Raw genomic sequence first — 25830 nt, forward strand, 5'->3', positions numbered from 1 at the left:
CCTACAACAAAACCTGAGGGACGACCAACCTGGCAGTGATCCAGCGAGGCGTCGCTCGACGCGAAGAGCCCCCTGCGGTGCCCCGCCGTCCACCCGCAGGCGTTGAGCCACGCGCTCGACCGGATCCGGAGCGGCGTTGAAACGCGCGACTGGCTCAAGATCGCCGTCTGGCATCACCCGGTGAACAACGCGTTCGAGGACCGCATCAAGGACCACGGCTTCCTGGAGCGACTCGCCGGCGCCGACTTCCGCCTCGGGCTCCACGGCCACATCCACGAGGCGCAAAACGGCCTCTACCGCCACGACGTCTCCGCCGCTGGTCGCCGGCTCGACGGTCAGGACCGATCGGCGAAAATGCTGGTGACGACCAGGCCCTGCGCGCGAAACAACGGGCTGGTTTCGCGCTCCGTTGTGACCATCTCCTCCGCGCCGAGCGTGAGCGCCGCCGCGACATGCAATACATCCATCCCAGCCAGGCCATGCCGCGAGGCTACAGCGAACGCCTGCGCCGAGAGCTCGGCCGAAAGCGGTGCCCAGGCGCGGACCGCGGAGAAGAAGGTCTCATAGAATTCGACCTCTTCCGCGCGGCGGAAGTAGAGCGGCTTCGGCAGCACCTCCAGCTTCAACAACGCACTGGCGACGAACTCTCGCCTTGGATCGTCGAGGACCGAGAGCGCGCGCTCTGCATGCTTGCCCGTGCCTCGCGCCGCGACGATCAAGACCCCCGCATCAACGAAGGTGCGCATCGTCTCCCAGCTCCAGCGCCGCGACGCCACCCCGGCGCTCGGCGAGCTCCTGGCGGATGCCGGCCTCGTCGAGCAACGGCTCCCCCGAGCGCTCGATCCGCGCCCGGATGGCGCGCAATCTGCTGCCGAGCGTCTCGCCCCCTGCGCTCGCTCCGGCAGCGTGGCTGCTCCCCTGCGCCTCCAGCGCCGCTTGCGCCACGATGCGCTCGGCCAGCCGCAGGCGGTCGGCCAACGGAAGTCCGCGCACGTGCTGCTCGTACACGTCGTCAACGTTCATGTCGGCCCCTCGTTCGCGTTGCCTTCTGCTCCTGCTCCAGGCCACCGGAAGCCTACCCTGGCGCGCTCCCCCGCGCCCGCAGGCCCCCGCTCCACCCGCGCCCTCTTCACGGATCGTCCTCCACCCAGAGCCGCGGCCCGTTGTCCCGCCCCGGCGCCCGCTGCCCGACCAGCACCGCCCCGACCCACACCGCCTTCGCCGGCTCACCCGCGTCGCCCACCTGCGGCCCGAGCAGCGACAGCCGCACCACCCGCTCCCCCGGCGCGAGATCGTCCCCCAGCCGGATCACCCCGCGCCCCACCCCGTCCTTGCCGCGCTCCTCCGTCGCCGCCTCCCACAGCGTCGCCCGCGTCAGATCCCCGCCCCGACCCGCCAGCACGCCGTCCGGGATCGTCACCCGCCGGAAGAACGCCGCCTCCCGCGACCCAGGCTTCGCCCCCTCGATCCGGTAGCGGATGCGGTAGTCCGCGTTCTCCCCGGGCGTCACCACGAACAGCACGAGGTGCAGCGTCTCGCCCGCCCCCTGCTTGAACCGGTACGTCATCGGCCGCGCCCGCGTCAGCTCGAACACGTCGCGCCGGCGCACGATCGCCCCGCCGGTCGCCGGCGGCGCGTCCGTGTACGCCACCCCAGCGTCGCCGAGCCCCTCGATCTCGACCCGCCGCGTGCCCGCAGGCGCCGCCACGCGCAGCGCGCCCGACAGCGCCACGATCGGCTCCCTCAGCGCCACCTCGCCGTCCACGCGCACCGCGACCTCCTTGCCCAGCGACGCGCGCGCCGCCCGGTAGATGACCGACAGCCGGCCCGCCCGCGCCCCCGCGCCGTCCACGCGCACATCCTTCGCCACGAGCAGCGGCGTCCACGCGTCGCCCGGCGACGGCTCCCCCGCCGACTGCCACGCCGGCATCAACAGCCGCCGACGCACCGGCGCATGCTCCGGGAGCAGGATCCGCTCCGGGCGATCCGCGTCCGACTTCGCGCCCTCCCCCGACCGCTCGATCCGCACCTGCTCGCGCAGATCCGAGAAGCGCTCCTTCCGCTCCAGCTCGTCGAGGTTCACCGCGCGGACGTCGGTCCACGTGCTCACGTCGAACGGCGCGTAGCGCCACGTCTCGTCCTCGGCCAGCGTGACCCGGTAAGGCAGCCGGTAAAGCGTCTCGTTCACGCCAGGCTCGATCGCGCGCAGCCGCACGTGCGTCCTCGCGTCCCCCGTGATCTCGATGCGCTCGACCCCCTCCGGCGGCCGGAGGATCGCGAGCCGCGGCTCGGACGCGTCGAACCCGTCGTTCCACCACTCGAAGCGCGAGCGCGGGAGCGTCACCTTGAGCTCCGCGCGCTCGGTCGGCCCCGGCCCCCACCGCGCCACCACCGTCGCGTCCCCCTGGTTCGCGCCGCCGCTCGCCTCGATCTCGGTCCGGATCAAGAGCCCGAGGAGCTCCTGCCCGGGCGCCATCCGCGCGATGACGGGATCGCCCGGATCCAGCTCCAGGTAGCGCACCAGGCGCACGTCCGGGGGCGTCTGGAGCCGCAGCGGCGCGGCCTGCGCCGCGCCGGGGGCCTCCGTCGCCGGCTCCGGCGCGGCCGCAGAAGGAGCCTCCGCCGCCGCGAGAGGAGCCGCCGCGACCGCGGGCGGGGGCATCGCCGGGTGCACGATCTCGCCGATCTGCTGCATCGCCTGCGCCTCCGGCGCGCCGAACCGCACGCCGAAATCCGGGCCGACCCCGTCGATCACCACCGTCCGGATGTCCTCCCGCGACAGCCGCACCGTCGCCCGCCCGAGCGGGCCGAGCTCGACGCTCGCGGGCGCGCTCGCGCCGTCCGCGACGCGCACGGTGCGGCCCGGCGGGCCCTCGATGTCGAGCGACAGCGGGCCGCGGAAATTCAGCGCCGCCGCGTGGCGCTCGCCGACCACGAACTCGGACGCGCCGCGGCCCTCGGCGCGCGGGAACGGCATCCGGAACCGCCGCAAGAGCAGCCGCGACATCTCGTAATCGATGCCCTCGCGGCCCCCGGCCTCGAGCCGCCGCGCCCAGCCCCGGAGCAGCTCCTTCCGCGACGGCTCGGGCAAGTCGGCGAAGCCGAGCGCCGACACCCGGCGCCCCATCTGCCGCCGCTCCTCGGCGTCGAGGCTCTGCTCGTAGACCGCGCGCGACGCCTCGCTGCGCTGGTAGCGCCCCTCCAGCCGCGACAGGATCGTGAGGTCGAGCGGCCTGCCGTCGGTGTCCACGGCGGGCTTCGCCCGGAGCCTCACCTGCCCGCCCTGCGGGAGCACGTCGTGCGTGATGAGCAGCGTCGAGCGCGGATCCGTCACCGCGCCCGCGCCGCTCGCGAGCCGCGCCGCGTACTCGCCCTCGCCGAGCGGGCGGTCGGGATCGCAGCTGACCCGGCTCTCCAGGTCGTACACGTGCCGCGCGACCTCCTTGCCCCGCTCGTTCACGAACGCCGCGACGAACCCGTAGGGATAGCGCCTCGCCGAGTCGCAGATATCGGCCTTCACGGCCGCCCAGGTCGTCACCTCGACCGCGTCGATCTCGGCCGGGATCTTGATCGCGAGGTCGCGCTCCGGCTCGATGTGGTAGGCGAGGATCTCGTCCTCGGCCGGCAGCGAGGTGCCCAGCGGCGGCGCGCCCGGCAGCATCGAGAGCGCGAACGCCGTCACCCCGAGCAGCGCCATCGCGATGAGCCAGCGCGGGTTCAGCGCCTTGCGCGGCGCGCCCACGTGCGCGCGGAAGCCCCCGGTCGCCGAGCGCGCCCGGAGCGGCGGCCGCGCGGGGCGCGGCGGCGCGGGCGCGGTGTGGCTCGCCGGTTCGCGGAGCTTCGCCGGGGCGCTCACGGGGTCGCCTCCTGCTGCGGGGCCGCGCCGGGCGTCGACGATCCGGACGCCGGCGCCGACGACCCGGACGCCGGCGCCGACGACCCGGACGCCGGCGCCGACGACCCGGACGCCGGCGTCGACGACCCGGACGCTGGCGTCGGCGCCCCGGTCCCGGGCGCCCCCGGAGCCGCACCGCCCGGCGAGCCCGCCTCGATCCGGAGCGCGCTCGTGCCGATGGTGACCGCGCGCCGCAGCCGCACGCCGCCAGGCACGGCGGCGCCCGGGACCGCGACGAGCGCGCCGTCGATCGGCAGGAGCTGCGCCTCGCCCGGCCGGGCCGCGATGACCCACGGGCGCCCCGTGATCACGTCGCGCCCGAGCTCCACATGGCACCGCGCCTCGACCCGCGGCGGCGCCGCCGCTCCGGCCCGCGCCGCCGCTGCCCCGGGCCGCGCCGCCGCCCCGCCCCGCCCCGCCACCGCCGCCACGCCCCGCGCCGCCGCCGCCGCAACGCCACGCGCCGCCGCGCCCTGCGGCGCCAGCGCCGGCGCATTCCCTTGCGCGGCGTGCCCGGCTGGCCCGGCCCCGCCCCCCGGCCCAGCCGCCAGCGCCGAGAAATGCGCCCTCAGGTAATACGGATTTCGCTCGGTCGCGTAGCGACGGAAGTTCTCCATCGCCGCGGAGAGATCGCACCCCTCGGTCACGCCCCGGGTCGGGCACGCTTCGTCCCCGCTCGCGCCCGCGCCCGAGCTCCCCGCGCACGTCGCGAGCGCCTGCGCGCGCGCGGCCACGTCGAGCGGCACGGGCGCCACGCCGAGGCGCGTGAGCCGCGCCTCGAGGCGCGTCTCCCCCTGCCCCGGCGCCGCGAAGCGCCGGAGCTCGAAGAAGCGACGGATCGCGCTGCCCAGGTACACGATCGCGAACCGCCCCTCGGCGAACCGCTTCGCGTAGGCCATCGCCATGTCCGTCGCGCCGCTGAACGGCACCTGCTCGCGCGTGCCGTCGAAGAGCCCCACGCGCAGCTCCAGATCGCGCAGCGTCTCCAGGAGCGGCCCCGCGAACGTGGGCACGTGCTCCGGCCGCACGACCTCGTACCCGAACGAGATCACCGCGTCGCGCTCGTAGCTCCGGTCCGCCTCGATCGCCTGGACCGACAGCGCGTTGCCGCCGTCCCCGACCCAGACCTCGTGCGCCCGCTGGAAGAAGCTGCGCAGCCCCTCGGCGCGCCGCACGTCGGCGGCCCCGCTCGGCTCCGCCGTGGGCACCGCCCCCGCGAGCAGCAGCGACTGCGCCGAGAGCGCCTCGGCGAGCGCGAGCCCCGCGCCGAACGCCCCGATCTGCCAGCGCGGCGCGGGCACCTCGACCAGCATCGCGCCCGTGAGCGGCGTCCTCACCGCCTGCGGCGAGGGCGACACCGGCAGGATGCCGCCGATCGACGGCGCAGGGCCGGCGGGGTCCCCCCCGCGCGCGGCCGGCGGCGCCGGCGCGGGCGCCTTCGCGAGCACGAGCCACGCCGGGTTCCCGCGGCGCTCCGGGCCGCCCTCCTCCGGCCCGGGCTCGGCGATGCCCCACGCCGCGGGCGCGGCGTCGGTCCCGCCGATGCGCACCTCGCGGAAGCCGAGGTGCCCGAGGATCGCCCGCTCCCACGCGGTCGACGGCGGCGCGCCGGCGGCGCCGCCGGGACGCGTCGCCGCCGCGATCAGCCGCGGCGCCACGACGCTGTCGAACAGCCGCAGCTCCTCGATCGACGGCGGGCGGAACCGGCCCGGCTGGACCTCCGTCAGGGACACCATCCGCTTCGAGAGCTCCTCCTCGAGCGTCCCGCTCCAGCGCACGACCTCCGGCGCGCCGAGCATGCGCGCGCCGACCGCCTCGGCGACGTGGCGCGGCACCCGCAGGCGCGGCGCGTCGGCGAGGAGCGTGGGCTGCTCGGCCGCCGGGCGGAACGTCATCGCCGTCTCGGCGCCGAGCCCGTCGCCGATCGACACCACCGGCAGCCCCGCCGGCGTGCCCACCACGCTGAGCTCCGGCCCGTCGCCGCCGCCCGGCTCGACGAGCAGCACCTGCGGGCTCTCCAGCGCCTCGATCATCGAGGCCGCGAACGCCTCGTCGTGCCGCCGGATCGCGCCGTGGCGCGACAGCAGCACGACCCCCGAGGCGTCGAGCAGCTCCGCGACCCGGAGCGCCACCGCCGGCAGCGCCGAGCCGACCTCCGCGGGCGCCGCCAGCACCAGCCACTCCGGCGCCCCCGGGCCCCGGCCGGCGCGCCTCCGGATCGCCGCCCGCGGCGCGCTCGACGCGTCCTCCGGATCGTCGAACCGGGCGCCGAGGACGTACCACGGCCGCTCGCCGTCGCCCGCGCGCCCGACGAAGAGCCGCGCGCGCTCCGCCACGCCGAGGATCTCGTCCGCCGGCCGGCCGTCGTGCAGCACGCTGCGCGCGAGCCGGTGCGCGACCCGCCGCGACTCGATGTCGGCGGCGATCGCGGCCGCCCTCGGGCGCGGGCCGGGGCGCGGCGTCGTGTCGGCCAGGACGAGCGACAGCGCGGCGCTCTCGACGCGCGGCGGCGGCCGCGCCTCGGCCGCGGGCGGCGGCGGCGCGCTGCCCCAGCCGAGCGCGACGAGCGCGTAGCCGACCCCGTTGCCGACCAGGAACGCCGTGAGCGACACCTGGATCGTCGGCATGATCACGATGCCGACGTGCTCCTTGTTCCACATCTTCACGGCGAGCAGGCTCGGCAGCAGGTAGCCGAACCCGAAGTAGTCGATCATCTGCAGCCCCGGCGCGAACCGCACCATGGCGAAGCCGATCGCCATCTTCACGATGAAGCCGAGCACGTACACGAAGATCATGCGCCTCGGCCCCACGAGCAGCATCCGGGAGAAGGGGCGGACCGAGGTGATCCAGCGCGAGAGGTAGTAGACGGCGAGCGCCTCGATCGTCGTCGTGAGCAGCTTCGTCGGCTCGTACCAGGCGACGGCGAGCAGGCCGGGCACGAGGATGCCGTTGTAGTCCCACCCGTAGCGGACGTTGTTGCGGGCGCCGAGCAGCGCGCCGATGACCAGGATGATGTGGGCCTTCGGCAGCTCGAGGAACTCGAGCGACAGGCTCTCGTTGAGGACCTGGAAGCGCGAGACCGAGAGGTTCGTCGTCCGGAGCAGCACGCCGAGCACGAGCGTCGTCAGCGCCGTGACGACCGCGAGCCGCGGCGCCGCGCGCACGAGGCCGCTGTTCCAGAAGGCGTTCGCGATGAGCGGCACGAGCACGAGCCCGATGCTGTAGAGCTCCCGCGAGTGCACGAAGTCGTAGCGCGCCGAGACCTCGGGCACGACGAAGCCCTCGACGAAGAGCCGCACGATCACCGCGCCGACGATGAACAGGTAGAACCGCTCGCGCCCGAACGCCGTCGACCACGCGCCCGTCCGGGTGATCCAGCGGCCGATCAGCGCGACGAACAGGTACGTCACGACCGACTCCGCGATGATGAACACCGCGGTGACCGGCGCCGCGAAGAACACCGTCGCCAGGTAGCCGGGCACGACGAGCCCCGCGTACGTCCAGCCGAGCGTCTCGGTGAAGAACGTCCCGAAGACGAGCCCGATCAGGACCGCGGTGTGGAGGCTCCGATCGAGCCCGTTCGGGGGGAAGAGCGGCAGGTTGGAGAGCATGCGGCGGGCGGCGGGGCGGCGGCGGCGGGCGGGTCGGGCCTTCGCGCGGCGCCGCCCGGTCGGGCGGGGAGCGCCGCTACGGGAGCGTGGTGGCGAGGCCGATCGCGCTCGGCGCGCCCCAGCCCGTCGGGTAGTCCCAGCCGGGCCCCGCGGCAAAGAACTCCGTCTCGCCGCTCACGATATCGCGGAACGTCGCCTGCACTTCGGGGGTCGTGTAGAGGATCGAGTTGAGGAACCCGACGCGCGGCAGCCCCTGCGCCTCGCGGTAGCTGTTCACCACGGCGATGAGCCCCGCGAACGTCGGCGCGGAGAACGACGTCCCGCCGTAGCGCTGCCACTCGCCGAGGTAGTAGACCCAGTACGGGGCCGGCGAGAGCGCGGCGTGCATGGCGACGTCGGCGACCGCGCGCTTGCCGCCGGAGCCCTCCACGACCCCGACCTGCCACGAGGGGATCGGGAACGAGAGCGTCGGGCCGGAGCCGGAGCGGGGCCAGGCGACCTCGCTCTCGACCTCGCCGTTCCTGGTCAGCCAGAGCGACGTCCCGCCGACCCCGGTCACGTACGGGCTCGCCGAGGGCGTGTCGGTCTGCGCCGAGTCGCCGGTCGCCGCGACGACCGTGATCCCGAGCGCCGCCGCCATGCGCGCCGCGTTGTGGTACTGGAGCCGCACGGCCGGCGGCTCGGAGTCCTCGCGGTGGGCGAACGAGTCGGTGATGACCGACACCTCGCCGCGCGCGATCGCCTCGTTGAACGTGTAGACCATCGACGTGTTGCGCGCGTCGGGCCCCTGGTACACCACGAGCTCCGCCTCGGGCGCGAGGCCCCCCGACCACTGGACGTCGAGCGTCGACTCCAGGTAGCGCGTCGCGATCGGCTCCATCGTCACGACGACCTGCGGGTTCGACCGCTGCACGCCGAGCGCCCGCCAGAACGACTGGAGATCCCTGAACTTGAAGGTGGCGCCGACCGTGACCCCGAGCTTCACGCCCTGGCCCCGGAAGCCGAGCTCGTAGAGGTCGTCGAGATCGTACGCGGCCGCGATCTGCGCGAGGGTCATCCCCGCGTCGAGGCCGTCCGGCGGGTCCGGCTGGATGCTGCCGCCCTCGGCCGGCAGCGTCCTGGTGCTCGCCGCGAGATCCGCCGTGATGATGCCGGTCGTGCGATCGGACACCCACGTCGGCACGGTGAGCTCGCCGAGGGAGCCGTAGACGTCGAACGGGGGATTGCCCGCCTGCGGGTTCTCGCGCTCGAAGACCCGGAGCTCGGTCTTGAAGGCCTCGTTGAACTGCGCCACCGTGCCGGTGAACTGGATCAGCAGCCGGTTCGTGGCCGTGAAGTTCACCGTGAGCCCCTGCTCCTCGAGCCAGAGCTTCACGAGGTGCACGTCGAGCTCCCGCGGCGCGTGCGCCGCGATGAGCGCCTCCGGGGTGAAGTACTGGCGGAACCGCGGGCTCGCTGGGTCGTAGATCTCCTCGATCGCCTTGTCGAGGAGCCCCGCGTTGCGGATCGGGAAGCCCATCAGCGCGCGGACGATCTCGTCGCCGCCGGCCGTGCCCTTGTCCGTGTACACGCCCGGCAGCGGGGCCGGGATGCCGTCCGTGGCCTCGGTCGGCTCGAGCTCTTCCTCGGTGAAGTCGGGCAGCTCGTCCGGCAGCGCGACCCCGCCCTCGCCGCCGGCCCCGCCTCCGCCCTCCGCCGCGCCCCCGCCGCCGCTCCCGGCCTCGACCCCGCCGCTCCCGGCCGCGCCGCCCGCGCCGCCCGCGCCGCCGCCGCCCGATGAATTGAAGACCTGCACGTCCGACTCGCAGCCACAGCTCGAGGCCGAGAAGGCCACGCTGCTTGCAAGAACGAACAACCCGAGGACAGGAGCGGCCCGGAGAGAGGGTGAAGTGCGGCGCATACCCAGAGCGATTCAAGCCCCTTCCGACAGGCCGATCCAGCCCAATCGACAGCGCGCGCCGACGTCGCATCACACGGGCGCCGCCCGCAACACAACGCGCCTCGGCGGGGGGTGCGGAGCACCACATCGCACCTCGTCTCGAACAGATCCGCCGCTGCGCCGCGGCGCGGCGGCGCGGTCGGAGCGCCGCGCCGCGCATCGGCCGGAGCGCGCCGCGCGCGGGGCGCCCCGGCGCGCCCTAGGGGGCGGCCTGCTTCTCGAACCGCAGATGCATTTGGCGCAGCGGACCTCGGTAGACAATTGTATCGATGCGACCACGATGCGACGCTCGGGCTGCCCGGGCGTCCGTCGCCCCCTTTCGCGCTGCGTTCTTCAGCGAGTATGGCGAAGACCTACCGTCCGCGGATCCCCAAGCCCTTTCGCATCCCGCGTCCGATGACCTCGCAGTCGGAGGCGGCGCGCTTCGCGTGGCTCAGGCCCGATGTGCTCTCGATCGCCGCCGGCGCGCTGATCGCCGCCGTGGCGCCGCTCGAGCGGTTCGACTACGTGGCGCGCGGCCTCGCCGCCTCGGCGCTCGCCGACGCCGCGCCCTCCGCGCAGGTGCTGCTGGTCACGGCCTCGCCCGAGGCGCTGCGCGGCGGGCTCTGCGAGCGCTCGCTCCCCGGGCTGCTCGAGCGCGGGCGCGCGCGCGGCGCGCTGCTGGTCCCCCCGGCGGACGCGTTCTGCGGCGGCGACGCCGCGGGCCGCGGCGCGGGGGCCGCGCCCGTGGTCCGGCTGCCGCCGGGGCTCCTCCGCGTGAGCGCGGGCGAGGTCGTCGGCTTCTTCTCGCTGGGCGCCGAGGAGCGCGCGGCCGAGCTCGGCGCGCTCGGCGTCACCGCGGCGCCGTGGGTGATCAAGAAGGCGCCGCAGAGCGTCCCCGCGGTCAGCCTCCGCGATCTCGCGGACGGCCAGGTCCCGGTGGCCGCGCTCGAGGGCCGCGTCGCGGTGGTCGCGGTCGGCGCGGGGGGCGTCCCGCCGCAGGCGGTCGCGACGTCGGCGCTGCCGCCGGCGAAGGGCGTCGCCGCGGTGCTCGGCGGCCTGCTCGACGGCGGCCGGCGCGCCTCGGCCCCGGCCTGGGTGCCGGCGCTGTTCGTGCTGGCGGCGGGCGGGCTCGTGGGGCTCGCGCGCCGCCGCCACGGCAGCCTGGTCGCGACGGCCGCGCTGTTCCTCGCCGTGTTCGCGCTCGCCGCGGGCCAGGGCGCGCTCGCCGCGCGGGCCGAGGCGAGCCTGCTGCCGCTGCCGAGCACCCTGTTCGGCCTCGCGGTCGCGTTCGCGGGCGTGATGATCCTGCGCGGGCTCGCCGTCCAGCGCTCGGTCGATCGCGCCGCGGAGCTCATCCAGCGGGCCGCGCTGTTCCGCATGCAGGGGGTCCACACGCTGCCGGACGAGGAGTTCTGGCCGCGCGTCGCGCGCCTCGCGGAGCAGGCGCACCCGGCGGATCTCGTGCTCGTCGCGGAGCTGCCGCCGGGCAGCTGGCACCTCAAGTTCTGGAACGATCGGCCGGGCGGCGAGAGCCTCGTCGCGGAGCGCCGCCACGACGTGCGCCGCCCGCCGTACAGCAGCGAGCAGGGCGTGCCGGCGATCCGCCTGGCGCGCCGCTTCCTGACGAAGCAGGACATGCCGGCGGTCGTGGTCCCGCTCATCGCGTTCGGCGAGATCGAGGGCTACGCCTTCTTCTGCGGCCCGGTCGCGGAGTCGACGTACTCGCGCGAGCCGGAGCGGGCCGAGCACGTCGGCCGCGAGCTCGCGCTCCTCCTGCGCCGGAAGCGCCTCGCGCGCACCGCGATCGCGGAGGGCGGCGCGGGCGAGGGGCGGGCCGGCCACGCGCCGGCGGACGATCTGGTCGAGGGCGCGCGCGTCGCGCTCGACGATCTCCAGCTCTTCGGGTCGATGCTGCGGAGCGCGCCGGTCGGGCTCCTGTACGCCGACGCCTTCGGCGACGTCCGCTTCCTCGCGCCGGAGTTCGCGAGGTGGCTGCGCGCGCGCGACGTCGCGCTGCCCCCGGAGAGCGCGAGCGCGGCGCTCCCGCCCGGCTCGCTCACGCTGGGCGACGTCCTCGGCGCCACGTCGGCGGGCAGCGCGGAGGTGTCGCTCTCCAGCGTGATGGCGAGCGACGAGGGCATCGAGCTCAGCGTCAGCGCGCCCGAGCCCGCGGTGCTCTCGGTGCGCCCGCTGCGCCGCGAGTCCGACGGCTCCTCGTGGATCGCGGGCTACGTCGCCGCGCTGATCCCGGTGAAGCAGCCGGCCCCCGTGTCCGGGAACGTGCGGCCGCTCGCGGCGCGCGACGCGACGGATCCGCTCTGCGCCTTCCAGCTCGCCGACGTCGTGGTCGACGCGGTCGCGAGCGCCGGCCGCGCGACCGGCCGCGCGGTGCGGCTCGAGCCGATCCGCGGCGCGACGCACGCGCTCGGGCACCGGGGCGAGCTCGCGCAGGCGCTCGAGGCGTTCCTGGTCGACGTCGCGAGCCGCGGGCTCCCTGGGCACGGCCCGGTGGTGTCGGTGCGCGAGGCGCCGCAGGGCGTGCAGCTGTCGATCCTGGACGTCGGCTTCGGCCTGGGGCTGCCGGAGTCGGCGCTCCAGCGCGTGCTGACCGCGCCCGGCGCGGCGCCGGCCGGGCTCGAGCCGCTCGGCCGGCTCATCCTGGCCGTGGAGGACAGCCACGGGCAGGCGGAGCTGAAGACGAACGACGGCTGGGGCATCACGCTGACGGTGACGCTCCTCAGGGCGCACCCGCGCGTCGGCGCGGCCGTGCAGGAGAGCGGCAAGCCGGCGGCGCAGCAGAACGTGATCGCGATCGGGAGGGCGAGCCCGAAGTAGCGCCGAGGAGCGGGGGACGAGCGCGCAGGGGCGGCCCCGGATGCGGGTCCCCGGCCGCCACGGCGTCCTGATCTCGCCGGCTGGGCCCATCGAGCCCCGGAACGACCCGATTCACGAGGTCGACCGGCGGCTCGCCCTCGGAACGCCCCTGGTCGGCCTGGTCCTGCAGACTGCGCATCGGTACGCCACACGGCAGCTCGGGCATACATTGCGCTGCCCTCCTTCGTCCTGAGTCGATTCGACGGACTCGATCTCCCGCAGGGGCCGCCCCGTTCGGCGACTGCACCTGAACCTGGTTCGCCATGGTGTTAGCGGGCCAGCGAGCGTGGGCGTTGCCAACGCCCTGGCGGCGCTGCTCGGTGCCAGACCTCCCCCCTCGAAGATATGATTGGTCGCATGCACGACCTTTCACGGGCAGGCGAGCGAGGTTAGGCGATCGATGATCGTCAGAAGAGGTTGCGCGCTCCTCGAGAGGATCGAGGAACACGCTGATTTCAGCTTGATCCGCGCGCGCCGCGAGGGCGACGGTGTCCCTGTCTTGCTGAAAATCCTGCGCGCGGAGAGGGCGGCTCGCGCCGAGGTCGCGCGCTTCAAGCACCAGTGCGAGCGCATCGCGCAGCTCGCCTCGCCTCGCCTCGTCGCGCTGCACGGCGTCGAGGAGCTCGCCGGCGCCCTCTTCGTCGTTCTCGAGGACTTCCCGGGCCGCGCTCTCGCGCGGATCCTCGCCGCGCGCCCGTCGCGCGCAATGCCGGTCAGCGAAGCGATCGAGCTCGCGGCCGCGCTCGCCGAAGGCCTCGCCGCGGTGCACGCGGCGGGGCTCATCCACGGCGATCTGCGCCCACACAACGTGCTCGTCGGCGCGTGCGGCGCGGTCAAGATCACGAGCTTCGGCGTCGACGCCGAGATCACCCGCGCGCACGAACGGCTCTACGCGCCGGCGGTGATCGCCGACGTGCTGCCCTACGTCTCCCCCGAGCAGACAGGCCGCATGAACCGCGGCGTCGACTACCGGACGGACCTTTATGCGCTCGGCGTCATCCTTCACCAGATGCTCACGGGGCAGCGCCCCTTCGAGGCCCTGGACCCGATGGAGCTCATCCACGCGCACCTCGCCCTCGCGCCCGCGCCGCCGTGCCGCGTCGACCCGACGATCCCCGAGGCCGTCTCCGGCGTCGTGCTCAAGCTGCTCGCGAAGAACGCCGAGGACCGTTACCAGAGCGCCGAGGGCCTGCTCGCCGACCTCGAGCGCTGCCGCGAGGCCCTGTGCGGCACGGGGACGATCGAGCCATTCGTCGCGGGCCAGCGCGATCGCCAGGACCTGTTCCGGATCCACCAGAAGCTCTACGGCCGCGAGCAGGACGTCGAGGCGCTGACTGCCGCGTTCGAGCGCGCGCTCGAGGGCAGCCGCGAGATCGTCCTCGTCTCCGGCTACTCGGGCATCGGCAAGTCCTCGCTCGTGCACGAGATCCTGCGGCCGCTCGCGCGGCAGAGAGGCTATTTCACGAGCGGCAAGTACGACCAGTACAACCGCGACGCGCCCTACAGCGCGGTGATCCAGGCGTTCGACGGCCTCGTGCGGCACATCCTCACCGAGAGCGAGGCGCGCATCCAGCGCTGGCGGAGCGCGATCCTCGAGGCGCTCGGGCCGAACGCGCAGGTCGTCTGCGACGTCATCCCCTCGCTCTGCCATGTGCTCGGCGCGCAGCCGCCCGTGCCGGCGCTCGACCCGCTCGAGGCGCAGAACCGCCTGAACCGGTGCTTCTTGCTGTTCGTCTCGGTGTTCGCGCGCGGCGCGCACCCGCTCGTCCTGTTCCTCGACGACCTTCAGTGGATCGACCCCGCGAGCCTCGGGCTGCTCCGCGCGCTGCTCGCCGACGACTCGCTCGAGGCGCTCTTCTTCTGCGGCGCCTACCGCGACAACGAGGTGCCGCCCGGGCACCCGCTCGTCCGGGCCATCGAGGAACTCAAGCACGCGGGGCTCGTCGTGCGCGACATCGTCCTCGCCCCGCTCGCGCGCCGGCACCTGCTCCAGATGCTCTCGGACAGCCTCAAGCGCGACGACTGCGGGCCGCTCGCCGACGCGGTGCTGAAAAAGACGGGTGGCAACCCGTTCTTCGTCAAGGAGTTCGTCCGGTCGCTGCACGACGACGGCGCGCTCACGTTCGCAGCCGGGTCAGGCTGGCGCTGGGACCTCGCCAGGATCGACGCGCTCACGTACACGGACAACGTCGTCGATCTCATGGTGCGCACCATCGCGCGCCTGCCGTCGGAGGCGGTGGAGGCGCTCAAGCTCGCCGCGGCGATCGGCAACCGGTTCGATCTCGACGTGCTCGCCACGGTGAGCGAGTGCTCGCCGGAAGAGGTGTACGGCCGCCTCGATCCCGCCGTCGTCGAGGGGCTCGTGCTCGCCGGGCGCGAGGGCTACCGCTTCGCCCATGACAAGGTCCAGGAGGGCGCCTACGCCATGATTCCGGAGGCGAACCGGCCCGCCTTCCACCTCCGGATCGGCCGGCTGCTCGCGGGCAAGCTGGATCTCTCCGAGAGCCAGAGCCTCTTCGACGTCGTCGGCCACCTGAACAGCGCAGGCGACCTCGTGTCGGCCCCCGCGGAGCGCTTTTCCCTCGCCCGCATGAGCCTCGAGGCCGCCTGCCGCGCCGAGGACGCGTCCGCCTTCGGCGCCGCCCTGCGCTACCTGGAGCTCGGCCTCCTGCGCCTCCCGGAGGACGCCTGGACGTCGCAGTACCCGCTCCGCCTCGAGTACGGGATGAAGACGGGCCTCATGCTCTCGCTCTCGGGCCAGCACGACGATGCCCTCGCGGTCCTCTCCGACTGCCTGGAGCGGGCCGCGAGCCGGCTCGATCGCACCGAGGTGTTGCGGCTCAAGATGAACGTGCAGGTGCTCAAGAATGATCTGCCCGCTGCGCTCGCGGAGGGACTCGCGGCCCTGCGCCCGTTCGGGCTCGACCTGCCCCTGTCCCCCGACGAAGCCATGGTCGACGCCCAAATCCGGGCGACGATGGCTCTCGTCCGGGAAAAGACGCTCGAAGCGCTGCCAGACCTGCCGTCGCTCGCGGACCCGGAGATCCGCGCCATGCAGGATGTGCTCGAGGCGCTCTTCCTCCCCTGCGGGTTCTTGAGCCCCAACAACCGCGGCATCACGGTCGCGAAGCTCGTCGAGAACACGCTCCGCCACGGGCTATCGAAGCACGCGATCTTCGGCTGCATCAACTTCGGAACGTTCCTCTGCGGCCGCGGCGACATCGAGCTCGGCTACCGCTTCGGCCGCGCCGCCATAAACCTTTCGGAGCGCTACCCGGACAAGAAGTCCGAAGCGATACTCCGAAACATGTGGGGCTCCTACGTGCAGCACTGGAGGGAGGGTTACCCCGCTTGCCAGAAGTCGCTGCTCGCGGGGATGCACACCGGGCTCGAGACGGGCCAGTACATCTGGGCGTTCTACACCGCGGTCAACGCCGTGATGAACAGCCTCCTGCGCGGCCTCCCGCTCTCCGACCTCCTCGCCGAGGCGCAGAGCTATCAGCCGATATGCAAACTCGACAGGGGCAACGCCATCTCCTGGATGGTCGATGCGGTCGTACAGATCGCGCACCAGCTCTCGGTCGAGACCGCGCACCCGGCCAAGCTCAAGGGCGCGTGGATCGACATCGACGAGGTGCTCGAGAAGGCTCGCCGGATGGGCAACGTGGTCTCGCCTCCCTCCGCCCAGACATACATCGTGATCCTCGGCGTCTTCCAGGGCGCCTTCGAGGAAGCGGCGCGCACCGCGCTCTCGATAGACGTCGAGATCCCGACCGTGGCGGGCTGGCTCGGCATCCCCGCGTGCCATTTCTACGCCGGCGTCGCGCTCACGCGGGCGGCGGACGTGGTCTCCCCGGACGAGCGCGCGCTCTTCCTCGCCCGCGCGGAGCTCTTTGCTGAACGACTCTCGCGCTGGGCGGACCTCTGCCCGGAGAACATGGCGCACCGCAGCGCCCTGCTCGGCGCCGAGCTCGAGCGCATCCGCGGCGACGCGCGCGCGGCGTGGGAGCGCTACGACGAGGCGATCGCCCTCGCGCACCGCGGCGGCTACGTCCACGACGAGGCGCTCGCCAACGAGCTTGCGGGCCTTTCCTTCCGCGCGCTCGGCAAGACCACCATCGCCCGCACCTACCTGACCGAGGCGCACGGGGCCTACGGCCGATGGGGCGCGACCGAGGCGATGCGGCGCCTCGAGCGCGCGTACCCCGACCTCGTCCCGTGCGAGATCCTCCGCGGCGCGACGTGCCCGGAGGCCGACGCGCCCGCCACCACCGCGCTCGACCTAGGCTCGGTGCTCAAGGCCTCCCAGGCCATCTCGGGCGAGATCGTCCTCGACCGCCTGCTCGACGCGCTCATGCGCATCCTGGTCAAGAACGCCGGCGCGCGGCGGGGCTGCCTGCTCCTCGCCCGCGCCGAGGCCCTGTTCTTGGCGGCCGAGGCGAGGGCGGAGGGGACCCAGATCGAGGTGCGTATTCCTCACGAGCCCGAAGCCTCCCCTTCGGATCTGCCGGCGTCCCTGCTCAACTACGTCAGGCGCAGCGGGGAGAAGGTGATCCTGGACGACGGGACGGCACAGAGTCCCATCATCGCCGGCGGCGACTTCTATCGTTACCCCAAATCCGCCCTCTGCCTGCCCATCCGGCGGCAGGCGGAGCTCGTGGGGCTGCTTTACCTGGAAAACGACCTCGTCGCCGGCGCGTTCACCCCGGACCGGCTTTCGGTGATGGAGCTGCTCTCGGCCCAGGCCGCCATATCGATCGCCAATGCCACGCTCTACGCCGACCTGCTCCAGGAGAACAGCGAGCGCCGGCGAGCGGAGCAGGCCGTGCGGGACAGCAAGGAGCTGCTGCAGTCGATCATCGACAACTCGACAGCGGTCATCTACCTCAAAGATCTCGAGGGTCGCTACCTGATGATCAACCGGCGCTACGCCGAGCAGTTCCACGTCAGTGAGCAGGCGATCCTCGGCCGGACCGACTACGATGTCTTCCCCAGGGAGCGGGCCGATGCCTTCCGCGCCGTCGACCAAGAGGTGGTGGCCACCGGAACGGCGCTGCAAGCCGAGGACGAGGTCCCCCAGGACGATGGGCTGCACACCTACCTCTCGCTCAAGTACCCCCTGTGCAACGCGGCGGGGCAGCCCTATGCCGTCTGCGGAATTTCCACCGACATCACCGAGCGCAAGCAGGCCGAGGCGGAGCGCCAGGCCCGCAAAACGGCCGAAGCCGAGAGCCGGGCGAAGACCGAGTTCCTGAGGAACATGAGCCACGAGCTGCGCACGCCGCTCAACGCCATCCTCGGCTACGCCCAGATCCTCAAGCGCTCCCCGTGGCTCGAAGCCCGCGAGGCGACGGGGCTGGATACCATCCAGCAGAGCGGCCAGCACCTCTTGACCCTCATCAACGACCTTCTGGACCTGGCCAAGATCGAGGCGGGCAAGATCGAGCTCTACCCCGAGCCCATCCACCTCTCGGCCTTCCTGACGGTCGTCGCCGACATCATCCGCGTCAGGGCGGAGCAGAAGAGCCTTTACTTCGTCTACGAGGTCACGCCCCACCTGCCTCAGGCGGTGCTGGCCGACGAGAAGCGCCTGCGCCAGGTGCTGCTCAACCTGCTGGGCAATGCGGTGAAATTCACCGACCGGGGGCGGGTGCGCTTCGGGGTGCGACCTCTTTCCCTGGACGGGGCCTCGGCGCGGCTGCGCTTCGAGGTGGAGGATACCGGCGTCGGAATGACGCCGGAGCAGCTGGCCAAGCTCTTCCAGCCCTTCGGGCGGGTAGGCGATGTGCGACGCCGCGCGGGTGCCGGCCTGGGGCTCATGATAAGCCGCCAGCTGGTGCACCTCATGGGCAGCGAGATCCACGTGGAGAGCCGGCCCGATGAGGGCAGCCGGTTCTGGTTCGAGGTGACGCTGCCGGTGACCGAGCTCGCGGCGCCCCTCCGGCCCTCCGAGCGGGCCCCCATCGGTTACGAGGGGCCGCGCCGGAAGGTGCTGGTCGCCGACGACGTGGTGGGCAATCGGGCGGTGCTCTCGGACCTGATGAGCGGCCTGGGCTTCATGGTCTGCGAGGCGGCCAACGGCCAGGAGGCCGTCGAGCAGGAGATGGCGGCGTCGCCGGATCTGGCGGTGATGGATCTGGTCATGCCGGTGATGGGCGGCCTGGAGACCATCCATTGCATTCGTCGCAATCGCCAGGCTCGGGGGCTCGCGCGGCTGCCGTTCATCGTCGTCTCCGCGAGCGCCAACGAGGAGGACCAGGCAGAGAGCGTCGCCGCCGGCGCCGACGCCTTCCTCACCAAGCCGATCGACCAGGAGGGTCTGCTGCGGATCATCGGAGCCCAGCTCGGGTTGACCTGGATCTATAGCAGACCAGCCGAGCAGCAAGCCGGGGACGGGGACGCCGCGGCGCTCGTGATGCCGCCCCGCGAGCAGATGGAAGCCCTGCACGCCCTGGCCCTGAAGGGCAACATGCGCGACATCCAACAGCTAGCGGCCTACCTGACCACCCTTGACGAACGCTACCGCCCCTTCGCCGACCGCCTGCATCGCCTGGCGCAGGGCTATCAGTCCAAGGCGATCCGCCGCCTGGCGGAGGAGCACCTGCATGGAGTCGAGCCGAACGCGACGCTGGGGCCGAAGCGGCGGCGCATGGGGGGCGGCCAGCGACCATGAGCAGAGCCACAGCGCCCGGCGCTCGCCCCCGCACGATCCTGATCGTGGATGACACGCCAGCCAACCTCGGCGTGCTGGTGGATCATCTGGAACGCATGGGTCATCAGATACTCATCGCTCAGGACGGTGAAGAGGCCTTGGAGCGGGCCAGCCTCATGAGACCCGACCTGATCCTGCTGGACGTGCTGATGCCGGACATCGACGGTTTCGAGACGTGCCGGCGCCTGAAAGCGGCTGAAGGCACCCGATACATCCCGGTGATCTTCATGACCTGCCTCACCGACGCGGCCGACAAGCTCGTGGGGTTCACGGCGGGGGGCGTCGATTACATCACCAAACCATTCGAGATTGGAGAGGTGATAGCGCGGGTCACGACGCACCTGAGCCTGCGCGAGGCGCAAAAAGAGCTCGAAGAAAAGAACGCGGAGCTGCGGCGCGTCCATCAAGAGCTGGAACAGCGGGTACGAGAACGCACGGCCGAGCTGGCCAGATCGAACGCCGCTCTCCGCGAGAGCCAGCATCTGCTTCAGGCCATCGTCGACAACACGACCGCCGTCATCTTCGCGAAGGACATCGAGGGCCGCTACATGCTCGTCAACCGCGGCTTCGAAGAGCTCTTCCACATGCGCCGCGAGCAGGTCATCGGCAAGACCGACCACGACCTCTTCCCGCGCGAGCAGGCCGATGGGTATCGGGCCAACGACTTGCTTGTCCTGCAGCAGAATCGGACCATGGAGCTCGACGAGGCGGCCCCCCAGCGCGACGGCGTACGCACGTACATATCTATCAAGTTCCCGCTCCGCGGCCCCGCCGGAGAACCTGAAGGCGTCTGCGGTATCTCGACCGACATCACGAGCCGCAAGCACGCCGAGGACGTGCTGCGCCGTTCCTACTCACTCCTCGAGGCTACGCTCGAATCGACGGCGGACGGCATCCTGGTCGTCGACAGCGCGAGGCGCGTCGTGCGCCATAACCACAGGCTCGCGCAGATGTGGCGCATCCCCGACGACGTCCTTGCCAACGGATCGGCCGACGTGTGCCTCGCGTTCGCCTGCGGCCAGCTCCGTGAGCCCGAGCTCTTCGTGCAGAGCGTCCATGACCTCTGTGCCGAGCCCGAGGTGAGCGCCGTCGACACGTTCGCGCTTCTGGACGGACGGGTCTTCGAGCGTTATTCGCAGCCCCAACGCCTCGGCGGGCGCGTGGTCGGGCGGGTCTGGAGCTTCCGCGACATGACGGCGCGCGTGCACGCCGAACAGCAGCGCGATCGGCTCCTGCTAGAGGAGCGGCGCACGCGCGCGGCGGCGGAGGAGGCTACCCGTCTGCGGGACGAGTTCCTCCTCGTCGCCTCGCACGAGCTCCGTACCCCGCTCACCAGCCTGCAGCTCTCCATTCAATCGCTGGAACAAAGGCTCTCGCGGGGCATGGACGTCGAGCGCGTGCGATCCGCGGTCGCCCTCTCCAGCCGCCAGATCAAGCGCCTCGCCACCCTCATCGATATGCTCCTCGACGTCTCCCGGATCCAGGCGGGGAGGCTCGAGCTGAACAGGGCGCCCGTCAATCTGCGCGAGCTGGTCACCGAGATCGTCGTCCATCTCGGCGACCAGCTCGTGCAGTCGGGCAGCACGCTCGCGATGCGCGCGGAGCAGCCGATCATCGGCTGGTGGGACCCGTACCGCCTGGAGCAGGTCGTGACCAACCTCCTCACCAATGCCATCAAGTTCGGGGAACACTCGCCGATCGAGATCGCCATCACCGGGGAAGATCGGGTCGCACGGCTCTCGGTGACGGACCATGGGATCGGGATCCCGGCTGAGGTGCAGGAGCAGCTCTTCGAGCGATTTCGCCGCGGCGTCTCGTCGCGGCATTACGGAGGGCTCGGGCTCGGCCTCTATATCGCGCGCACCATCGTCGAGGCGCACGGCGGGCGAATCCGCCTATCGAGCGAGGTCGGCCGGGGCTCGACCTTCTGCGTCGAGCTGCCGCTCTCGACCGAGAGCGCAGGGAGCCATCATACATAGCCGGAGCCGATCACCCCAGCATACCGGCTTCGGGGCTACTCCCGACCCCAGCCCTCATCGCGCGCTTACGCACGACTCGGCCGCCTGCCGTCCCGCTCGTGGGCTTCTTGCCGCCCGGCGACCCGCGGGGCGCGGGGCACGGGGCACGAGGCGCCATGATCGCGGGAGCTTCCGGCGCGATCCGACTCACCCTACGCCCGCTCGATCTCGAATCGTCCGACGCCGAGCCGGATCCGCCCGGTGCCGGGTCGCCGCTCGAGGAGGTTTGCCGCGCCCTGGACGCCCGCCGCCAGGAACTGCTTGCGCGCGCGGCACACATCGACGTTGAGACGGTACTCGTCCATGGCGAGCATGCGGCAGAGCTCGTCGCGATCGCGCCACCCCTGCCGCGCCGGCGGCGCGCCGGCGTCCTCGAGCCGGGCGCGCGCCAGCGTCAGCAGGAGATAGTGGTGGCTGCGCGCGGGCAGGCGGACCTCGCCCGCGCGGTGGAGGATCGTGATCTCGACGCGCTCCTCGTCCCGGCTCACATGAAACCGGAGCGCAATGCAATCGAGCAGGGGGCCACCAGCCTGCCGCCCGGCCTCGCCGTCGAGCGTGGGGCCGGTGGCCGCCGGAAGATCGAGGCTCCAGGCCTCGCCGTCCACGACCACGATTTCTCTGTCCTCGACGGCGCGCACGTCCCCCTCGGCTTCCAGCATCCAGCGGCCGTTGCGGCCCTCGATCAAGCTCACCCGAGGGTGGTCGTCCTCGGGCAGCACGAGCAACCCGGCGCTCGACGTGCGCACGGAGCCGCTCGCGACATGCAGGGCGCTCGCCACGGGCGGCGCCGCCTCCACCAGCGTGAAGACGAACGCGCGCGCGCTCGGATCCCCCAGCGCGAACGCGTCGCCCTCCGCGATGAGGACGCGCTCGCCCGCCGGGACCCGCTGATTGCGGATGAAGACGCCGTTCTTGCTCGCCAGGTCGCGCAGCTCCCAGCCCGCCGCGGTCCAGCGCACCGAGGCATGCTCGCCCGAGATGCGGGCGTCGTTGAGCCGCACATCGCACGTCGAGGAGCGCCCGATCAGGCACCGCGAGCGCAGCAGCAGGACCTCCCCGAGCGCGTGGTGCTTCAGCCGTCCCATGGCGTGCCCTATAGTACCAGCGGCACGAACCCACGCATGCCGTCGGAGACCCTGTGGACCAGCAGGACAGCGAGCATCAGGCGCCCATGATCGGCGGCGAGGGGGCTGGAGAGGAGCCCGAGGACCCCCATCGGACGAAGACCATGCAGAACGTCCGAGCCGCCTCGCGCGTCGCGCGCACCCCGACGGCCGTCGCGGATGAGACCCTGGCGCAGGACGCGGCGGAGGCGGCCGGCAGCGGCGTCGTGATGCCGCCGCGCTACCGCGACCTCGGCGTCATCGGCAGCGGCGGCTTCGGTGACGTCCGCCGCGTCCACGATCTCGTCCTCGACCGCGTGGTCGCGATGAAGATCCTGCGCAGGGACGTGGGCGACGCCGAGCGCGTGCGGGCGCGCTTCCTCGAGGAAGCGAAGCTGACCGCCGGGCTGCAGCACCCGGGCATCGTCGCGGTGCACGACGGCGGCCGGCTCGACGACGGCCGGCTCTGGTACACCATGCCCGAGGTCCGCGGGCGGACACTCCGCGAGATCATCGACGAGGCGCACGCGGCGCCGGCGCCGAGCGGGCACCGCGAGGCGGGCGCAGGCTGGACGTTCCGGCGCATGATCGATGCCTTCGCGCGCGCCTGTCAAGCGGTCGCTTACGCGCACCGCCAGGGCGTGGTGCACCGCGATCTCAAGCCCGCCAACGTGATGGTCGGCGAGCTCGGCGAGGTGCTCGTGATGGACTGGGGCATCGGCCGGCGCATCGCCCGCGCCGCGTCCCCGCCGTCGCCCGATCCTCTCGAGGCGCAACCGCCGTCGTCCGCCCCCTTGAGCCCGGCGCCCGCATCGCGCCCGGCGCCCGAGCTCACGCTCGACGGCGACGTGCTCGGTACGCCGGCGTATATGCCCCCGGAGCAGGCGCGCGGAGACCACAAGCGGCACGGGCCCGCGAGCGACGTCTACGCGCTCGGCGCGATCCTCTATCACGCGCTCGCCGGACGCCCGCCCTACGAGGGCACCGTGCTCAGCGTGCTGGGGCAGGTCCTGAGCGAGCCGCCGACGCCGGTCGTGGAGGCGGCGCGGGGCAAGCCGGTGCCCCTGGAGCTCGCGGCGATCTGCGAGCGCGCGATGCGGCGCCCGATCGAGGAGCGCTACCCGGACGCCGAGTCCCTCGCGCGCGAGGTGCTCGCTTGGCTCGACGGCGAGCGGCGGCGCGAGCAGGCCCTCGCGGTGGTGGCGGAGGCGCGGGCGATGGAGCCGGAGATCGCCGGGCTCCGGGCCGAAGCGGCGCGGCTGCGGGGCGAGGCGCAGTCGCTCCTCGCGGAGGCGCGGTCGTTCGATCCGGCGGCGCGGAAGCAGCCCGGCTGGGCGCTGGAGGACGACGCGGCACGGCTCGAGGTCGCCGCGGTGCTGCGCGAGACGGAGTGGCGGGAGACGCTGCGGGGCGCGCTGACGGTGGACCCGGATCTGCCGGAGGCGCACGCGATGCTCTCCGATCACTACCGCGATCGGCTGATCGAGGCCGAGCGGGCGCGCCGCGACGAGGACGCGGTGCGCTTCGAGGCGCAGCTGCGCGCGCACGACCGGGGCCGGCACGCGTCGCTGCTGAGGGGCGAGGGGGCGCTCACGATCGTGACCGAGCCGCCCGGCGCCGCGGTGCTCCTGGAGCGCAACGCGCTGCGGCAGCGCCGGCTCGTGCCCGAGGCGGTGAAGGAGCTCGGCCGGACGCCGCTCCGTGGCGTGCCGCTCCAGCGCGGGAGCTACCGGCTGCGGATCCGGGCGCCGGGGCGGGCCGAGGTGCGCTATCCCGTGCTGATCGAGCGCGGCGCGCACTGGGACGGGTGCGCGCCGGGCGAGCGCGAGCCGACGCCGATCCACCTGCCCGCGGAGGGCGAGCTCGGCCCCGACGACGTGTATGTGCCCGCGGGCTGGTGCTGGCTCGGCGGGGACTCGGACGCGTCGGACAGCCTGCCGGCGGCGCGGATCTGGGTGGATGCCTTCATCCTCCGCCGCTTTCCGGTGACCAACGCCGAGTACCTCGCCTTCCTGAACGACCTGGTCGCGTCGGGGCGCGAGGACGAGGCGTTCGCGGCGTGCCCGCGGGGGCAGGCGGGGATCCATGAGAACGCCGACGCCCGCCTGCATTTCCGGCGCACCGAGGGCGGGCGCTTCCTGCTGGGCGAGGACGAGCTCGGCTACCCGTCGGCGGCCGACATGCCGGTCGCGCTCATCGATTGGCACGCGGCCTCGGCGTACGCGAGCTGGCTTTCGGCGCGCACAGGCAGCCCCTGGAGGTTGCCGAACGAGCTGGAGCGCGAGAAGGCGGCGCGCGGCGTCGACGGCCGGGCCTGCCCGTGGGGCGATTTCCTCGACGCGTCCTTCGCCTGCGTGATCGAGAGTTACGAGCAGAAGCCGCGCCGCGCCTCCGTCGACAGCTACCCTGACGACGAGAGCCCGTACGGGGCGCGCGGGCTCGCCGGCAACACGCGGGACTGGTGCCTGAACGGATGGTGGCGGACGGGGCCGCCCGTCGACGGGGGGCGGCTGCGCATCGAGGAGCCTCCCGCCGGGAGCGCCGCGGACTACCGGGCTGTCCGGGGCGGGGCCTGGAGCAGCCCGATCGATCTCGCGCGATCCGCGGTGCGGTTCGGCGCGCCGCCGGGCACCCGCCGGCTCACGGTGGGGGTGCGCGTGGCCCGGTCGTACGCCCGGTAAGGGGGCGCGCTCGGCCCGGCGCTACGGCGCCGTATTGATGGCCCGAAACGTGAGCTGTTGGTCCGCCGTGTTGTTGTTCAGCGTGACCACGCCGCCCGCGGGGATCTGGATGAACCCCGCGCTGCCGTGGTACCACGTGGCGCTCCCGCTCCAGACACCTCCGCTGTTCGTGAAGCCCCAGACGAGCCCGATGTGGCTCGTGGTGTTCACGAACAGCGTGCTGCTGGCGGCCGGCGACGCGGCCGAGCCGAACTGCACCGCGTTGATCTGGAAGGTGGGGCTCGTGGGCGCGGTCGTCGCGGCCTTCGCGGAGATCTTGATCGACGTGGCGCCGGCGGGGAGCGCGGCGCTCAGCACGAAATACTCCTTGGTGATGCCGCCGACGCTGAGCGAGGTGATCTCGCCGAGCAGCGTCCAGGTGCCCGCCACGGAGGCCCGCACGATATATTTCATCCCCGGATCGAGCTCCATCACGATCCCCGGCGGCCGCTCGACGGATTTCTGGAGAGCTTCAGCCGTTCCGGGCTCGGAGTGCTGGTTCTGCTGATTCATCGTCGCCTCCATCATGCCTGGCCTCGGGTTCGGGCCCGGCGGGTGTTCTTCGGCCAAGGGATAACCGTACCGGTGATTGGGCGCTATTTCACGGCTATTTCACGGCGGGAGTGACGGGGCCGACGTTCTTCCCACCGCCTCTCCCACGTCGCGCGCGACGTGGCGATCGCGTACGAGCCCATCCATCCCGTGCGGCGTGTGCGGCGGTCCTCGCGATCGGAAGGGCGAGCTTGAAGCAAGTCGAGCCCGGCGCGAGGCAGGCGGCCTCCGGGGCCACGAGGGCTGCCGCCTCCACGTAGGGGGCGGGGCCTCCAGGGGACGCGTCGCAGCGTCCCACGGGCCGGCGTGCGCCGGCGCCGGCCCCCCGGGGGCGCGACGCGCCGCCGGCAAGGCTCAAAACACCTGGAGTCATGACAAGTTAGTGCATCCCTCTCCCACGGGAGCGCGCCTCGCACGCCTCGCC

Annotated in this window: 11 protein-coding genes; 4 read left to right on the plus strand and 7 right to left on the minus strand. The window is 72.9% G+C overall.

Annotated elements, in window-relative coordinates:
• Positions 1-335: 335 nt before the first annotated feature.
• From NQZ70_RS43915 to NQZ70_RS43935, 5 genes are all read right to left on the minus strand, one after another.
• Entirely contained in the window at positions 336-746 is a 411-nt protein-coding gene (locus NQZ70_RS43915) for a PIN domain-containing protein (RefSeq protein ID WP_129579543.1), read from the minus strand.
• Positions 730-1023, minus strand: coding sequence for a hypothetical protein (locus NQZ70_RS43920; RefSeq protein ID WP_129579544.1), 294 nt, complete (start codon positions 1021-1023; stop codon positions 730-732). The genes NQZ70_RS43915 and NQZ70_RS43920 overlap by 17 nt, the downstream gene beginning before the upstream one ends.
• 106 nt (positions 1024-1129) lie before the next feature.
• Positions 1130-3856 (minus strand): hypothetical protein, encoded by a 2727-nt coding sequence (locus tag NQZ70_RS43925; RefSeq protein WP_129579545.1) that lies wholly within the window; start codon positions 3854-3856, stop codon positions 1130-1132.
• Positions 3853-7506: a poly-gamma-glutamate biosynthesis protein PgsC/CapC gene (locus tag NQZ70_RS43930; protein ID WP_129579546.1), complete on the minus strand. Its 3654-nt coding sequence runs from the start codon at positions 7504-7506 to the stop codon at positions 3853-3855. The genes NQZ70_RS43925 and NQZ70_RS43930 overlap by 4 nt, the downstream gene beginning before the upstream one ends.
• A 76-nt stretch (positions 7507-7582) precedes the next feature.
• The gene (locus tag NQZ70_RS43935) at positions 7583-9340 is read right to left on the minus strand and encodes a protease pro-enzyme activation domain-containing protein (protein ID WP_129579547.1); all 1758 of its coding nucleotides are present in this window, start codon (positions 9338-9340) and stop codon (positions 7583-7585) included.
• A gap of 501 nt (positions 9341-9841) precedes the next feature.
• On the opposite strand from NQZ70_RS43935, the gene NQZ70_RS43940 reads away from it, so the two are divergent.
• From NQZ70_RS43940 to NQZ70_RS43950, 3 genes are all read left to right on the plus strand, one after another.
• Entirely contained in the window at positions 9842-12262 is a 2421-nt protein-coding gene (locus NQZ70_RS43940) for a hypothetical protein (protein WP_129579548.1), read from the plus strand.
• A 439-nt stretch (positions 12263-12701) separates the two neighbouring features.
• Positions 12702-18974, plus strand: a complete 6273-nt coding sequence (locus NQZ70_RS43945; RefSeq protein ID WP_129579549.1) for an AAA family ATPase — start codon at positions 12702-12704, stop codon at positions 18972-18974.
• Complete coding sequence (locus tag NQZ70_RS43950) at positions 18971-20992, plus strand: ATP-binding protein (RefSeq protein WP_129579550.1); 2022 nt, start codon at positions 18971-18973, stop codon at positions 20990-20992. Before NQZ70_RS43945 ends, NQZ70_RS43950 begins: the two co-directional genes overlap by 4 nt.
• 191 nt (positions 20993-21183) lie before the next feature.
• Here the strand turns inward: NQZ70_RS43950 and NQZ70_RS43955 are convergent, their stop codons facing one another.
• Entirely contained in the window at positions 21184-22116 is a 933-nt protein-coding gene (locus NQZ70_RS43955; protein ID WP_129579551.1) for an FHA domain-containing protein, read from the minus strand.
• 53 nt (positions 22117-22169) lie between these two features.
• Here NQZ70_RS43955 and NQZ70_RS43960 point away from each other — a divergent pair, with 53 nt between their 5' ends.
• Positions 22170-24815, plus strand: a complete 2646-nt coding sequence (locus NQZ70_RS43960; protein WP_129579552.1) for a bifunctional serine/threonine-protein kinase/formylglycine-generating enzyme family protein — start codon at positions 22170-22172, stop codon at positions 24813-24815.
• 21 nt (positions 24816-24836) lie between these two features.
• Here the strand turns inward: NQZ70_RS43960 and NQZ70_RS43965 are convergent, their stop codons facing one another.
• On the minus strand, positions 24837-25367 hold the full coding sequence (locus tag NQZ70_RS43965; RefSeq protein WP_207217633.1) for a hypothetical protein: 531 nt from the start codon (positions 25365-25367) through the stop codon (positions 24837-24839).
• Positions 25368-25830 lie beyond the last annotated feature (463 nt).

Source organism: Sorangium sp. So ce836, assembly GCF_028553905.1.
GTDB classification, from domain to species: Bacteria; Myxococcota_A; Polyangia; order Polyangiales; family Polyangiaceae; genus Sorangium; species Sorangium cellulosum_D.